We start from the raw sequence: 13,991 nt of genomic DNA on the forward strand, positions 1-13,991 counted from the left end.
AAGGCCGTCTGAACGTTCAGACGGCCTTTGATTAAAATTAAATAAAATAATGACCAAATAAAATAATATCGTGTGGAATTATAGTGGATTCACTTTAAAATAGGACAAGGCGGCAAGCCGAAGACAGTATGGATAATACGGCTGGGCGAACCAACGCCGTACTATTTTAAAGTGAATTCACTACATTTTAAATCGTTTCATAAACTGATTTTAAGGATAGAACATGCAAAAATTCCTGTTATTACTTGTTGCCGCCGCGTTGGTTGCTCCTTTATCTGCACAAGTCATGGATACCAAGCCGACTGAAAAATCAGTTGCTTCACAACCTGCCAAAGCAAAAGGCCTATGGGTTGATGTGCGTACACCGGAAGAATTTTCCCAAGGTCATTTGCGCAATGCGGTTAATATTCCGGCCAATGAAATTACGGTTAAAATCAAACAAGCCAGCCCGGATAAAAATGCGCCGGTTAACCTTTATTGCCGCAGCGGCCGCCGCGCCGAAGCCGCTTTGGAAGCCTTGAAAAAAGAAGGCTACACCAATGTGGCCAATCATGGCGGCTATGAAGATTTATTGAAAAAAGGTTTAAAATAATCATTTAGGCCGTCTGAAAGAAAATATTTTCAGACGGCCTTGATTTTAAAAAACATAAAAAAGAGATTTCATGACAGCATTAAAAACTGTAGCTATTGCAGTATTTGCTACCACGTCAATTGCTGCTTGTTCTACGTTAATAAGCAAGCCCGTCCCAACCATGCGATAAGGAAAGCCGATGGGTCAAACGCATGATACGCTTTGGCGAAACGGTCAACCGCCCTGCAAAACACAGTCAAAGAAACACCGATTATCAAGCGGCCGTCAAAGAAAAGCGGGCTTGGACATGTGGCCGGCAAAAGTAATTGCGTTCGGCACCCCAAAAAAATCCGGCACGCCTTTGATGGTGAAAGATCCTGAATTTGCATTGCAACTGCCGAAGCGCGTGTTGGTAACAGAAACCGACGGGCGCGTGAAAGTGGTATTCAATGACACGCGCGCACTGATTGCGGGCAGTAAAATTAATTATTCGGAAGTGGAAAACATTTTGACCAATGCGGAGAAACCGGCCTGCAAAGTGGTTACGGAATAAGTTATTATCAATAAATGAGGCCGTCTGAAACTGAACTGCCCCCCAATACTTGGACAAGTTAAGAATCTTTCTCAAACAGCCTTTTCAAGCTGGGTTCTGTAGCCGACAGGACTCAGCTTTTTTAAGTTTAAACTAATCCGCTCATGATTGTAGTAACGTATGTAATCATCTATTACCTCTGTCAGCTCTGCCACCGACAACGCACCTTCCTGATAGAAGCTCTCTTCTTTTAATGTACCGAAGAAACGCTCCATCGGCGCATTGTCCCAGCAATTTCCTTTGCGCGACATGCTTTGCACCATTCCTTTCTCAGCCAGTTTCGCCCGATAAGCCCCGGTGCGGTAAAGCACACCCTGGTCGGAATGCAGCAGCGGCGTTTGGCCTTTCAGACGGCCAAATGCTTTATCCAACATTTGTGCCACCAGTTTACTGTTTGCTCTGCGGCTTAAAGAATAGGCCACAATCTCCCGATTAAACACATCCAATATCGGCGATAAGTACAGCTTCCCGTCTGTGCATTTGAACTCCGTCACATCGGTCAGCCATTTGTCTGCCGGTTTGCCAGCAGTAAATTCACGATTAAGAATATTATCCGAAGCCTCTCCTATTACCTGCGGACGGTAGGCTTTTTTGCTGCGGACTTTGGCTTTCAGTCCCAACAAACCCATAATGCGCTGCACTTTCTTTTTGTTCCACGACAATACGGCGGCAATCCGCCGATGACCGTAGCGGCCTTTGTGTCGGCGATAGACTTCACTTACTGCGGTTTTGGCCGCCGCATCGGGATCGGCTTTGCCGATATGGTAATGAAAGCTGCTTTTGGGAATGCCGGCACTGTGCAGCAGATATTTCAGCGGGTGCTTCGCTCTCAACGTTTGAACGGTTTCGCAGCTTTGGCGGCGTTCTTTTCGTTGAGGGCTTTCATGTGCTTTAGGTAGTCGTTCTCCGCCCTCATGTAACGTAACTCTTCAATCAGTTCCGCCTGGGTTTTTTCGTGGTCGGGTTTGTCGGCGATAAACGGGTTTTTGCGTTTGGTCTTCATAAACGCAGCCTGCGGGTGTTGAAGTGCGGCGATACCGCCTTGGCGATAGGAGGCTATCCAACGGCGCAGGTGGGTGCGCGAGAGGTTGAAGTGCTCTGCGGTTCGCTGTTGGCTGTGCACTTGGTGATAATGGAGTACGGCTCGGTATTTGAAGTGTAGGTTATATTTGGACATAAGAAAACTGCACCTTTTAAAGTTGGAGGGGTGTCCAACTTTTGGGGTGCAGTTCAAATGTTTCAGACGGCCTTGATCTTTTATCCGTCAGGCAGTCTGAACAATATTGCTGCCTCCAAGAATAATAAAGCTCAAGGCGGTCTGAAAAACTGCGCGGGCGGGCAGCTGACGCGGATACTATAGTGGATTCGCTATAAACCCCCGACTGCGCGGCGTTGGCTACGGAAACTACTGCGCGTAAGACTGCGGATAATAACCTGCAAGCTGCGCATGACATGTTGAAGCAGATGGTCGATAAAGCAGTAGAGGACATCGCTGCATGGGCGGGGAGGACAAATACCCAACAAATGCCGCCGTGCTGGAAAACGGCACGCTGCGTGTCACTATGGGCGACGGCAGCTGCCTAGACGCGAAAATACCGAACGTGTATACCACGGGTGGTAAGGTCGGAGGGGGAACGAGTTGGTATTCGCCCGCAACGACGGCTCTCTGTAGAAAATCCTGAAACAATCATTCAGGCAAAAATAAAAGCTGTTTTGCATAAAAAGTGTAAACAATCCGGCGATTTCCTACATCTATCCGGTAACAATTTCAGACGGCCTTCGTTATAATATCGGTTTACGCATAAAAACACACGCACTCAAAGGAGTACACCTTGTTTCACAGCATGAACGTTGCCGATGGAGAAATGCTTTACCGTCGCGATGCACAAAGTTGGGATGAATTTTCAACTGCACTTCGCCAACTTCACCAACGTCAACAGCGGTTTGCTGCACTCAATGTCACCGTCCGCACGGCTTTGCTGCAAAAGTTTGCCGACCGTTTGGCCGGCGAGCAAGAGCGGTTGGCGCAAATGGTGTGCGAAGAAGTCGGACGCTGCTTGCATGAATGTCGGGCAGAATTGAAAAAATCGGTTGAGCTGATTCGCTATTATGCACGGCTGGCACCGGAATTGCTGGCGCACAAAACCATTGCCACACAGGCGAGTTTGAGCCAAGTTCGCTTTGAGCCTTTAGGTGCCGTGTTGGCGGTCATGCCGTGGAATTATCCGGTGTGGCAGGTTTTGCGTTTTGCGATACCGGCTTTATGCGCGGGCAATGCCTGCGTGGTGAAACCCGCTCCCAGCGTGGCGCGTGTTACTGCCGCTTTGTTTGGCATTATCGGCGAAGATTTACCGATGATGCCTGCGTGGCTGAGTCATGACGATACGCTGAAGGCCATTGAAGCCACCGATGCCATGGCGTTTACCGGCTCGACTCACACCGGCCGCCGCCTTGCTGCACATGCCGGTATGCATTTGAAGAAAACCGTATTGGAACTGGGCGGCAGCAATGCTTTCATTGTGATGCCTGATGCCGATTTGGCGCAAGCCGCAAAAGATGCCTGCTATTCCCGTTTTCGCGATGCCGGTCAATCGTGTAATGCGGCCAAACGCATCATTGTTACCGAAGCCATTGCTGATCAATTTATTCCGTTGTTTTTAGCGGAATGTGCCAAGCTGAAAAGCGGACATCCCAAAGAGGCCGATACCACGCTTGCGCCGTTACACCGCGCCGATTTGCGCGATACTGTGCATGAGCAAGTATGCGATGCAGTCGCACATGGCGCAGATTGCTTGATAGGCGGGGAAATCCCCGCAGGCAAAGGCTGGTTTTATCCGGCCACGGTTTTGGATCGGGTGAATCCTGCCTGCCGCGTGTATCGTGAAGAAGTGTTTGGGCCGGTGGCGATGATTTTACGGGCGGACAACGAAGCACACGCGGTTGAATTGGCCAATGATTCGCCGTTTGGCTTGGGGGCGGCGATTTATTCGGGCGATACCGGGCAGGCATGGCAATATGCTGAACATATTCAGGCCGGTTCGGTGTTTATCAACCGCCACACCAGCAGTGATTTGCGCTTGCCGTTCGGCGGAGTGAAAGCATCGGGTTATGGTCGTGAGTTGTCGGAATTCGGTTTATATGAATTTGTAAATGTGAAAACGTACTGGCAGAAGTAATGAATTATTAAAGGCCGTCTGAAAGGTTATTGTTCAGACGGCCTTTACAATAGATAAAATCAATGCGGCAAGCGGCCTTCGCGCGCCAAGATCTGCTCGGCGTAATCGCAGCTTGCGGTTAAATCCAAACCGTTTTTCTCAGCTTCCTGAATGGCGGCGTTCACCAAGTAGCGTGCCAAGCCTTTACCGCGGTATTTCGGCTCGATGCGGGTGTGGGTGATGTCGAGCGCGTTGCCAAGCTTGCGGTAGTCTAATTCGCCGACAATTTCGTCATCGGCCAATAAGACAAATTTTTGCGACTCGATTTGATGCTGGATATTCGGCATAACTTTCTCCTTTGTCATTGAAAAATTACGGATTGCTTCATCAGTATAAAAGATTTGCCGCAGGGGGCAAGAAAAAAAATTAAGGCCGTCTGAAATTAACCATTTCAGACGGCCTTAATTAAAACAATTTAATTACTGGTTTTCCGCTTCTTCAAAGCCGACCACTTCCAAGCCGAAGCCGGTTAAGCCGGTAAAGGTGGACGGTTTGCCCAAGACGCGCAGTTTGTTGACATTAAGGTTGGCCAAAATTTGTGCGCCGATGCCATAGTTTTTACTGTCCCATTTAAAGGCTTGGTTTGCGCCTTTCGGCAGGGTGCGGTCGAGTAGGGAGGCGCCGTCTTCCGTACGGTGCATCAAAATGACCACGCCGCTTTCGGCTTGTTGAATGCGGGCCAAGGCTTGCGGCAACGACCAAGAATGGCGTGGATTCGGCGAGATGAAATCCATGGCGCTGAACGGCTCATGCACGCGCACTAAGGTTTCGTTTTCAGCGGTCGGTGTGCCTTTTACCAAGGCCAAATGGGTTTCGCCGGTTAATTTATCGACGTAAACATGTTGTTGGAACATGCCCCAAGGTGTGTTTACCGGTGAGTCGCCCATTTCTTCCAACAGGTTTTCGGTGCGGCTGCGGTATTCGATTAAGTCGGTAATCGTGCCGATTTTCAGGCCGTGGGTTTTGGCAAATTCAATCAGTTCGGGCATACGGGCCATGGTGCCGTCGTCGTTGATGATTTCGCAGATAACCGCCGCCGGAATCAGGCCGCACATTTGCGCCAAATCAACGCCGGCTTCGGTGTGTCCGGCACGCACCAACACGCCGCCTTTCTGCGCCCGCAGCGGGAAAATATGGCCGGGTTGGACGATGTCTTCAGGTTTGGCAGACGGCGAAACGGCGGTTTGAATGGTCAGCGCGCGATCGGCGGCGGAAATGCCGGTGGCAATACCGTGGGCTGCTTCGATGGAAACGGTAAAATTGGTGCCGTATTGCGCACCGTTTTTCTGCGTCATCATCGGCAGGCCGAGTTTTTCTACCATTTCGCTTTCCATCGGCAGGCAGACCAAACCGCGGGCGTGTTTGATCATAAAATTGATGGCTTCGGGGGTGACGAATTGCGCCGCCATCAGTAAATCGCCTTCGTTTTCACGGTCTTCGGCATCGGTGATGATGACCATTTTACCGGCTTTGATGTCGGCTAAAATTTCTGGAATGGTGGCAATATTCATGGCTTTGCTTTCTTTAAAGTCGGATGGAGTGGGTGGGTGTAGGGTGTCGAGCCACATTTCGGGCATGGCGGCATCATGCTCTATTTTTCGGGCTTTTTTCTCACCGAAGGATTTGTTTTTCAATAAAGCGGAGAGTTCGCCCTGATTGATGCCGGTTGCCTCAACCAATCGGGCTTGCTGACCGCCGCATTGACGGTTAATCCATAGTCTCAGGTTGTGGCGGCGCAATTCGGTAATGGTCATGATGTGTCCTGTGTGTGAGAACGTAGTCGGATTGTAGTCCCGGTTTTATCAAAAAGCAAATTTGGTAATATGGGTAATTTATATTACTTTATAGTAATTTCGAATGATAAAAACTAGGCCGTCTGAAACGTAAAATCAGGTTTTCAGACGGCCTTTGTTATTGAAATTTCATCAAAGGCAGCCATATCGGCATTTGATTTCATTAAAAGTTTCAAGGTTATGCAATGAAGATATTTTTTCGCCGGCTGCCGGTGTTGTTGCTGATTGCGGCAGCGGCGGCAGGCGGTTGGTTTTATCATGAACGCGTTGTACAAGAGCAAACTGAAGTATTGTCGCGAGAAGGTGTGCTGACGCAAATCAAGCAGCTCAACCGCTTGGAAAGTACGGCGTTTTATATCGATACCATTATCCGTACTGAGAAAAAAGGCGACTGGCGCAAGTTGTGGCAGGATGCGCAAAGCGGTTTGTTTATCGTGCGCGGCAAAGTGTTGGCCGGTGTCGATTTGGATAAAATAACCGCTGATAATGTGAACATCATCGATGGAAAAGTCATCGTCAGCCTGCCGGAAGTGGAAATCCTCAGCGTGGATTTGGAAGATATCGAGGTTTACGACATTCAAACCGGTTCGCTGAATATTTTGCCGATGGATAAAGCGGTGTTTAAAACCGTGCAAGAGCAGGCGCGCAAGCAGGTGCTCACCGGTGCGTGTAAAGCCGATATTTTGAAGAATGCGACCACGCAAGCGCAACGGCAGCTGGAAGACTTGTTTAGATTAACGCAAACGCAAGTGTCGATTTATCCGGCTGCAGTGCCGGTGTGTAAGTAGAAAATTGAATGATAAAAGGCCGTCTGAAAATTGTTTTTCAGACGGCCTTTGTTGTTGGTTTTGTTGAGTTGTATTTTTCAGACGGCTTTCATCCTGTATTCACTCGGATTGCTGCCGAACTGTTTTTTAAACGCTTTGCTGAAGCATTCGGGATTATCATAGCCTGCCAGTTGTGCGGCCTGATAAACGGTTTGCGCCTGTTTGAGTGCGCTGCGCGCTCGGTTGAGACGGTATTCGCGATGATAACGCGCAATGCTGGTGTGGAAAGTTGTCTGAAAATCCCGTTGCAGAGTGGTCGGATTGGTATTGCACAGGCGGGCAAACGTTTCGATATTTTCATTAAAATGCCGCGGATCGTGCAGAAGCGTGATGAGTTTTTGCAGGCGTTTGCGGGCTAAAGTTTCATCGCTTGGAATGACGGGAAACAGCGTTTGCAAAACTTCGCCCATCAGCAGCAGCATTTGACCGTGGCGGTGGAAGTTTTGCCAGATTTCCGGTTTTTCAGATACGGATAAGAGATTGTTTAAATGCATCTGTATAGAGGCAGTCGGGTGAAAATAATGGGGTTCGAGATGGCTGCTGCGAAACAGGCGCAAAACTTCGGGCGGACAGCCCATTTGTGCCAGCAGCTGACTGCTGCAAAACAAAACCAATTCATTTTGTCGCCCGCTGTAGAAAATTTTGCGGCCGTCTGTTGGCTGGTTGACCGGTAGCAATACGGCAGTTTGGGAATCCGAAGCATGAAGGAAAACCTCACGCTTGCCTAATTGCAGGTGAGTAGTGCCTTCAAGCGTGAAAATCAGGCGCAGATCAGGGTCGAAGCGGACTTCTGATTCTATCTGGGATAGTGTTTGCAGTTCGGCATATTTCAACTCTAAACCATCGGTAAAACGACAAATACTGATGTGGCCTGTCTGCATATGGTTGCTGATGGGGAAACGGTTGTAATGATTCATTTTCGGTGGGGATAAAATTGCGGAAAATTCGGGTATCAGTATAGCAAAAACTGACATAATAAGCTTTTAATAATTATTATCAGTTAGATTAGGAGGCTATAATGAATTACCGTTTAATTATCGGTTTTTCGCTGCTGCCCACCGTATTGGCAATTCAGGCTGTTTATGCCCAAGATACTGTGGAATTAGAAACTGTTGAAGTGGCGGGGCAACGAAACGCGGCGCGTTACCAGTATACGGCCTCACCCCGGCAATCCCAGTCCGCCACGAAAACCGCGACACCGTCAAACAACGTGCCGCAAAGTGTGAGTGTGGTCACCCGTCGCCATTTGGACGAGCGGGAGCCGAAAGATATGGCGGAAACGCTGGCTTATACCGCAGGTACCTCAGGTGGTTACCGTGGTGAAAACGGCATTATCGAAATGTCGGTGCGGGGTATTGGTTTCAAAAGCGGCGGTGGCGGCCAACCGACATTTTTAGACGGTTTGCGCTATCCGGCTTCGCTGGAAATCAGTCCTTATGCGGTTGACCGCATCGAAGTACTGAAAGGGCCGTCATCGGTATTGTACGGCCAAGCCAATCCGGGCGGCTTGGTCAATATTTCGTTTAAAGAAGCCAGCGGCAGCAATGAAAACGAAGTAATATTCAAGACCGGCACGGGCAAACTGGCTGAAGTCGGTATCGACCTTGACCGTGCCCTGAATGACGAATGGGCTTACCGTATTGTCGGTGATGCCAAGCAGGTGAATTGGCAGGCGGGCGATGTGGCGCGGCAGCGTTCGTTGGCCTTGGCGCCGTCTTTACGCTGGAAACCGAATGAGCAAACAGAATGGACGTTGAAAGCATTCTACGAACGTCAACCCGAAGCAGGCGACCGCAACTTTTTGGTGCGTCAAGGCACGGTAGATGCGGTGGAAGGCAGTTATATTCCTTACGATTTCTTCGCAGGTGATAAAAACTTCCACAATTTCAATAACCGAAAAGCCCATATCGGTCACCGTTTCAGCCATGATTTCGGCAACGGCTTCAGCGTTGAGCAAAACCTGCGTTATGGTCAATATTCAGATGACTGGAAAACGTTGGTGGTATGGTATGCAGGAGAAGGCAGCGAACTTATCCGCAAAGCCCGTCGTTTTGAAGATAGCTCACGCGATTTGTTGGCTGACAACCGCTTGCGTTGGCAGGGCAATACCGGCCCGGTCAAACACGATGCACTATTCGGCTTGGATTACGCCGACCGCCGTGCAGATTTGAAAGCTTGGTTGGGCAATGCCCCTTCCATTGATTGGCGCAGTCCTGTATACGGCGTGAGCGTGGAAGAGCCACCGTTAACCACCGATGAAACCACGAAAATCAAGCAAACAGGCGTGTATGTGCAGGACCAAATCCAATGGGGAAACTGGCATTTTCTGGCAGGTGGTCGTTATGACCGCGTGAGACGTTATTACCGCGATGATTTATATGGCAAAAGCCAAGTGCAATCAGACGGAAAATTCATTTGGCGCACGGGAGTATTGTATGCGTTTTCAAACGGCCTCAGCCCTTATATGAGCTACAGTACATCGTTTTTGCCTGAAGCAGGGGCCGCTACCGACGGCAGTATGCTCAAGCCGACCACAGCGCGACAATGGGAAGCAGGTTTAAAATACCAGCCTAACCCATCCTTCTCGGCAAATGCCGCACTATTTGATATCGAGCAGAAAAAACTGACCGTTTACACGCCGTTGACCTACGAGAAAACGCAGCGCGGTAAAGTTCGCACGCGTGGTGCGGAAATCGAGATTCAGGGCGATATCACACCGGCTTGGGGCATCAGCGGTAATTATACTTATCTGGACAAAAAAGTACGCGAAGACAGCGATGCTTTAGCAGTTGGCACAACTTCGTGGGGCGTGCCGAAACACAGTTTCTCATTGTGGACGGATTACCGCTTCTCCGGCGTATTGAGCGGTGTCAGCGCGGGTTTGGGCTTGCGCCGTATCGGCAAAACATGGGGCGACAACGCCAATACCTTCCGTGTACCGGCCTATACTTTGTGGGACATGAAGCTGGCTTACAAACCGGGCGAGCATTGGCGCGCACTCAAAGGCATGCAGCTTCAGCTTAATGTGCAAAATCCGGCCAACAAAAAATATGCTGCCTCCTGTGCCAACGACAATGCCTGTTTTTACGGCAAAGGGCGTGTGGTGACGCTTTCGGCAGGTTATCGCTGGTAAAAAATCTTGTGATGTGGTTTCAGACGGCCGTTTTCGTCAAATGCCGTCTGAATCTTTTAAGGAAATACATGAAACGCACTTTTTTTGCTTTATTTCTGCTGCCCGCTTTTTCCGTTGCCAAGACAGATAGCCGAGCCTGTTTGAATGGGCATAGGGTTGCTGATATTCCGTTGGATTTATCAAAAGGCCGCTATATCGAGGGGAGTATTCGTTTCAGCGGCGTTGATTTTGCGCGTAAAGGCATGACACTGAATGCGATTTCAGACGGCCTTGAGCGTATGTTGTTTCATAACCAAACCAACGGGCAACAATTTTTATTGTGGTTGCCGTCTGAAAAGTGGGCGAGTCTGAGTTTGAAGGCGGAGGAAAATCCCCGAATCTGCTATGAATTAACATTAAAACAAAGCAATGCCACCATCGATGGCGTTATTCGTGAAAACGCCGCACCGCAAAGCCCGTGTCTGCAAGCCTTGCAGCAGGATTTAAAACACGACAGACAAGCCTTGGAAAAATTTTGGCAAGAAATGGCAGGCAAAGGCACACCGCTGGTGGAAGGAACGGGCAGTTCCGGCCGTTTGCTGACGTTTCTTTATCGTGGCGCACAAAAAAATGTGCGCGTATTGGGTGCCCCGAGCAACGACCATGAGTGGATGGAAAAGCTGCCTGACAGCGACGTTTGGTACAAAAGTTTTACCGTACCCAATGATTTACGCTTAAGCTACCGGCTTGCTCCCGATGTGCCCTCGCCTGAAAATTTGGACAGCAACGAAAAAGAAGCACAATATCGCAAACGGCGCGCATTGTTGGCGGTATTGCAGCCCGACCCGTTTAATCCGCGCCGTTTTGGCAGAGATTCTTTGGTGGATTTGAATCAGGATACTTTTTCAGATGGCCTCGATAAGCCAAAAGGCCGTCTGAAACAATATGCTTTTACCAGTAAAATGCTTAACAATACGCGCCGGATATGGATTTATCAAACCAACCTAGATAGCAAGGCAAAACCTGTATGGCTGTATCTTTTTGACGGGCAAGATTATCTGGAGAAAACGCAGCTTCCCGCCGTGCTCGACCGTTTGCGCGCACAAATAAACCTGCCGCCCATAATTGCCGTGATGATTGACAACCATGAGCGCAGCAAAGAATTGCCTGCCAATCCGCAGTTTGCCGATATGGTGGTGCAAGAGCTGATTCCTTTTATTGAGCAGCAAACCGGCTATGCCCACCACCGCGAATCGGCCGTGATTGCAGGTAGTAGCTATGGTGGTTTGGCCGCTGCTTACATTGCTTTGCGCCACCCGCAGCAATTTGCCAATGTGCTGCCGATGTCGGGTTCTTTTTGGTGGAAAAATAAGACGGGCGAAGGCATTCATGAAACGTTTGCTTCATCATCCAAGCTACCGTTAAAGTGGTACATCATGGCCGGAAAGTATGAAACCGCCCGCAAGGGAGAGGCCGCGGCAGAAGGCATCGTCTTTTCTTCACGCCAACTGGTTGGCATTTTGCAACGCCGCAACCATATGGTGACTTACCGCGAATACAGCGGAGGCCATGATTATGCGGTATGGCAAAAAGCGTTGGCAGATGGGGTGATTAATCTGTTTGGTGAGCGTTAAAGCTTGAATTGGTATTTAAGAAAAAGCCGTCTGAAAAACATTGTTCGGACGGCCTTTTATATCAACAATATTTAATTTATTCGACTGGCGCAGCAGGATCTTTTGCCGTCGGTAAAATCCAGTTCAGCAAAATCGCCAAAATTGCGCATAAGCCGACACCGGCGAAGCTTAGAGTACCGAATTTAATAATCATGCCGCCCACGCCAGTGGTCAATACCGAGCTGACAATCACCAAGTTTTTCGGCTGCATTAAGTCCACTTTGGCATCAATCAGGGTTTTCATGCCCAATGATGCGATAGTGCCGAACAGCAAAATCATGATGCCGCCCATCACCGGCAAAGGAATCGAGGCCAAAAACGCGTTGAATTTACCGAAAAATGCCATGCTGACGGCGAAAATGGCTGCCCAAGTCATGATTTTCGGGTTGCTGTTTTTGGTAATCATTACCGCGCCGGTGACTTCGCCGTAAGTGGTCACAGGCGGGCCGCCGATTAAGCCGGCTACGCACACCCCAAAACCGTCGCCGGCCAAGGTTTTATCCAAGCCCGGGTCTTTGGCATAGTCTTTGCCGGTCACGTTGCCGATGGCCATGATGCCGCCGATGTGTTCGATGGCAGGTGCAATGGCGACAGGCAGCATAAACAAAGCCGCTTGCCAGTTGACTTCGGGTGTTTCAAAGTGAGGAATGGCAAACCAAGGTGCGGCGGCAATCGGCGAAGTGTCAACCAAGCCCATAACAAGCGCCAAAATGTAACCTGAAGCCACGCCGATTAAAATCGGAATCAGCTTCATCATTTTGCTGCCGAATACCGACACAACCACGGTCACGGCAAAAGTGAACCCGGCCAGAATCAATGAATCGCTGTATTCGATGATTTGCCGGCCGCCGGATTGGCCCATGGCCATTTGGCTGGCCGCTGCGGCTACCGACAAACCGATGACCATAATCACCGGTCCGATGACCACAGGGGGCAATAATTTATGTACTGCTTCCAAACCGCGCCAGCGAATCAGTGCGGCAAAGATGAAATACATAAAACCGGCGGCAAACAGGCCGAACATGGTTGACGGCAATCCCCATTCGCCGATGGAATAAATAATAGGCGCAATGAAGGCAAACGAAGAGCCTAAGAAAATCGGTACTTTGCGCTTGGTGAGCAATTGAAACAAAAGCGTGCCGATACCTGCGCCAAGCAAGGCTAGAGCAGGATTCAGGCCGGTAAGCAGGGGGACAAGTACCATTGCGCCGAACGCGACAAATAAAATCTGCGCGCCGGAAATGGCAAGCTTAAGTTGTTGCATGTTAAATTCCGTTATGATTTTGAAACAATCGGCCGCGATTATACGATGATTCAGGCAGTTTTTGTATCGCCTTTGCATAGGAAGGCCGTCTGAAACCATGAATTTGCGGTCGAGATTGTTTATAATGTTGCTAACGGCCGAAATATTGTTGAGACGGCCTTTGCGCTGCTTTCAAACCTAACACGATAAAGAGAACGGATATGTCGGAAAAACAAAAAGTTATTGCCATTGATGGGCCGAGTGCCTCAGGAAAAGGAACGGTTGCTTCGCGCGTCGCCGCTGCCTTGGGCTTTGATTATCTGGATTCGGGCGCGCTTTACCGCCTGACTGCCTTATATGCTCAAAAAGAAAATACCGAGTGGACGGATGAAGCGGGCGTGGCCAAATTGGCGGAACGTTTGCCGGCTGAGTTTGACGGCCAAAAAGTATTGCTGGATGGCGAAGATGTTTCCGACCAAATCCGTACCGAAGCCATCGGCATGGGCGCGTCGGCCGTCGCGCAATTGCCGCAGGTGCGCACTGCTTTATTGCAACGCCAACGTGATTTTTTAACCGACAAAGGCTTGGTGGCAGACGGGCGCGATATCGGTTCGGTGATTTTTCCTGAAGCGGCATTAAAAATATTTTTGACCGCCAGTGCGCAAGTGCGTGCAGGACGCCGTGCCAAACAAATCGGTTTGCCGTGTGAAGGTGTGGAATTTGACCGCATTCTGTCGGATATCGAGGCGCGTGATGAAGCAGACCGCCGCCGTACCGTAGCGCCGTTGCAGCAATTGCCGGATGCGCAGCTTTTGGATACCACCGAGCTGGGTATCGAGGAAAGCGTAAAAAAAGTGCTTGATTGGTATAGCAAAGTCTGAAAATTGCTGTATAATTCTTTTGCTTGATTTCAGACGGCCTTTTTATCATGAAAGGCCGTCTGAAAAATTATAGTCGGTTAAAAT

At 49.5% G+C, this 13,991-nt stretch carries 13 protein-coding genes and 1 pseudogene; 8 read left to right on the top strand and 6 right to left on the bottom strand.

Annotated elements, in window-relative coordinates; genetic code table 11:
* Positions 1-223 precede the first annotated feature (223 nt).
* Positions 224-592, top strand: coding sequence for a rhodanese-like domain-containing protein (locus H4O27_RS04990; RefSeq protein WP_165008001.1), 369 nt, complete (start codon positions 224-226; stop codon positions 590-592).
* A 268-nt stretch (positions 593-860) separates the two neighbouring features.
* Positions 861-1,124 (top strand): annotated as a pseudogene (locus H4O27_RS04995) (DUF302 domain-containing protein); the annotation flags it as partial.
* A gap of 71 nt (positions 1,125-1,195) precedes the next feature.
* Here the strand turns inward: H4O27_RS04995 and H4O27_RS05000 are convergent.
* The gene (locus H4O27_RS05000; RefSeq protein ID WP_193004344.1) at positions 1,196-1,996 is read right to left on the bottom strand and encodes an IS3 family transposase; all 801 of its coding nucleotides are present in this window, start codon (positions 1,994-1,996) and stop codon (positions 1,196-1,198) included.
* Positions 1,993-2,340, bottom strand: coding sequence for a helix-turn-helix domain-containing protein (locus H4O27_RS05005; protein WP_193004221.1), 348 nt, complete (start codon positions 2,338-2,340; stop codon positions 1,993-1,995). Before H4O27_RS05005 ends, H4O27_RS05000 begins: the two co-directional genes overlap by 4 nt.
* A 215-nt stretch (positions 2,341-2,555) precedes the next feature.
* On the opposite strand from H4O27_RS05005, the gene H4O27_RS05010 reads away from it, so the two are divergent.
* A complete protein-coding gene (locus H4O27_RS05010) occupies positions 2,556-2,747 on the top strand; it encodes a hypothetical protein (RefSeq protein ID WP_165008014.1) in 192 nt (63 codons plus the stop codon).
* Between the two features lie 248 nt (positions 2,748-2,995).
* The gene (locus H4O27_RS05015; protein WP_165008016.1) at positions 2,996-4,339 is read left to right on the top strand and encodes an aldehyde dehydrogenase family protein; all 1,344 of its coding nucleotides are present in this window, start codon (positions 2,996-2,998) and stop codon (positions 4,337-4,339) included.
* A gap of 59 nt (positions 4,340-4,398) precedes the next feature.
* On the opposite strand, the gene H4O27_RS05020 is transcribed toward H4O27_RS05015, so the two are convergent.
* Together H4O27_RS05020 and ribBA are read right to left on the bottom strand one after the other, a co-directional pair.
* The gene (locus tag H4O27_RS05020) at positions 4,399-4,773 is read right to left on the bottom strand and encodes a GNAT family N-acetyltransferase (RefSeq protein WP_308806048.1); all 375 of its coding nucleotides are present in this window, start codon (positions 4,771-4,773) and stop codon (positions 4,399-4,401) included.
* Positions 4,774-4,797: 24 nt separating this feature from the next.
* Positions 4,798-6,132 carry a bifunctional 3,4-dihydroxy-2-butanone-4-phosphate synthase/GTP cyclohydrolase II gene (gene ribBA, locus H4O27_RS05025; RefSeq protein ID WP_165008021.1) on the bottom strand — a complete coding sequence of 445 codons (1,335 nt, stop codon included), beginning with the start codon at positions 6,130-6,132 and terminating at the stop codon, positions 4,798-4,800.
* 224 nt (positions 6,133-6,356) lie between these two features.
* Between ribBA and H4O27_RS05030 the strand changes: the two genes are divergently transcribed.
* Entirely contained in the window at positions 6,357-6,959 is a 603-nt protein-coding gene (locus H4O27_RS05030) for a DUF4230 domain-containing protein (protein WP_165008023.1), read from the top strand.
* 77 nt (positions 6,960-7,036) lie between these two features.
* On the opposite strand, the gene H4O27_RS05035 is transcribed toward H4O27_RS05030, so the two are convergent.
* On the bottom strand, positions 7,037-7,915 hold the full coding sequence (locus tag H4O27_RS05035; protein ID WP_165008025.1) for a helix-turn-helix transcriptional regulator: 879 nt from the start codon (positions 7,913-7,915) through the stop codon (positions 7,037-7,039).
* A gap of 101 nt (positions 7,916-8,016) precedes the next feature.
* Between H4O27_RS05035 and H4O27_RS05040 the strand changes: the two genes are divergently transcribed.
* A complete protein-coding gene (locus H4O27_RS05040; protein WP_165008027.1) occupies positions 8,017-10,131 on the top strand; it encodes a TonB-dependent siderophore receptor in 2,115 nt (704 codons plus the stop codon).
* A 68-nt stretch (positions 10,132-10,199) separates the two neighbouring features.
* Positions 10,200-11,744: an alpha/beta hydrolase-fold protein gene (locus H4O27_RS05045; RefSeq protein ID WP_165008029.1), complete on the top strand. Its 1,545-nt coding sequence runs from the start codon at positions 10,200-10,202 to the stop codon at positions 11,742-11,744.
* Positions 11,745-11,820: 76 nt separating this feature from the next.
* Here the strand turns inward: H4O27_RS05045 and H4O27_RS05050 are convergent, their stop codons facing one another.
* Complete coding sequence (locus H4O27_RS05050) at positions 11,821-13,047, bottom strand: uracil-xanthine permease family protein (protein ID WP_165008031.1); 1,227 nt, start codon at positions 13,045-13,047, stop codon at positions 11,821-11,823.
* A 200-nt stretch (positions 13,048-13,247) separates the two neighbouring features.
* On the opposite strand from H4O27_RS05050, the gene cmk reads away from it, so the two are divergent.
* Entirely contained in the window at positions 13,248-13,907 is a 660-nt protein-coding gene (cmk, locus tag H4O27_RS05055; protein WP_165008033.1) for a (d)CMP kinase, read from the top strand.
* Positions 13,908-13,991: the final 84 nt, after the last annotated feature.

Source organism: Neisseria yangbaofengii (genome assembly GCF_014898075.1).
Taxonomy (GTDB): Bacteria; Pseudomonadota; Gammaproteobacteria; order Burkholderiales; family Neisseriaceae; genus Neisseria; species Neisseria yangbaofengii.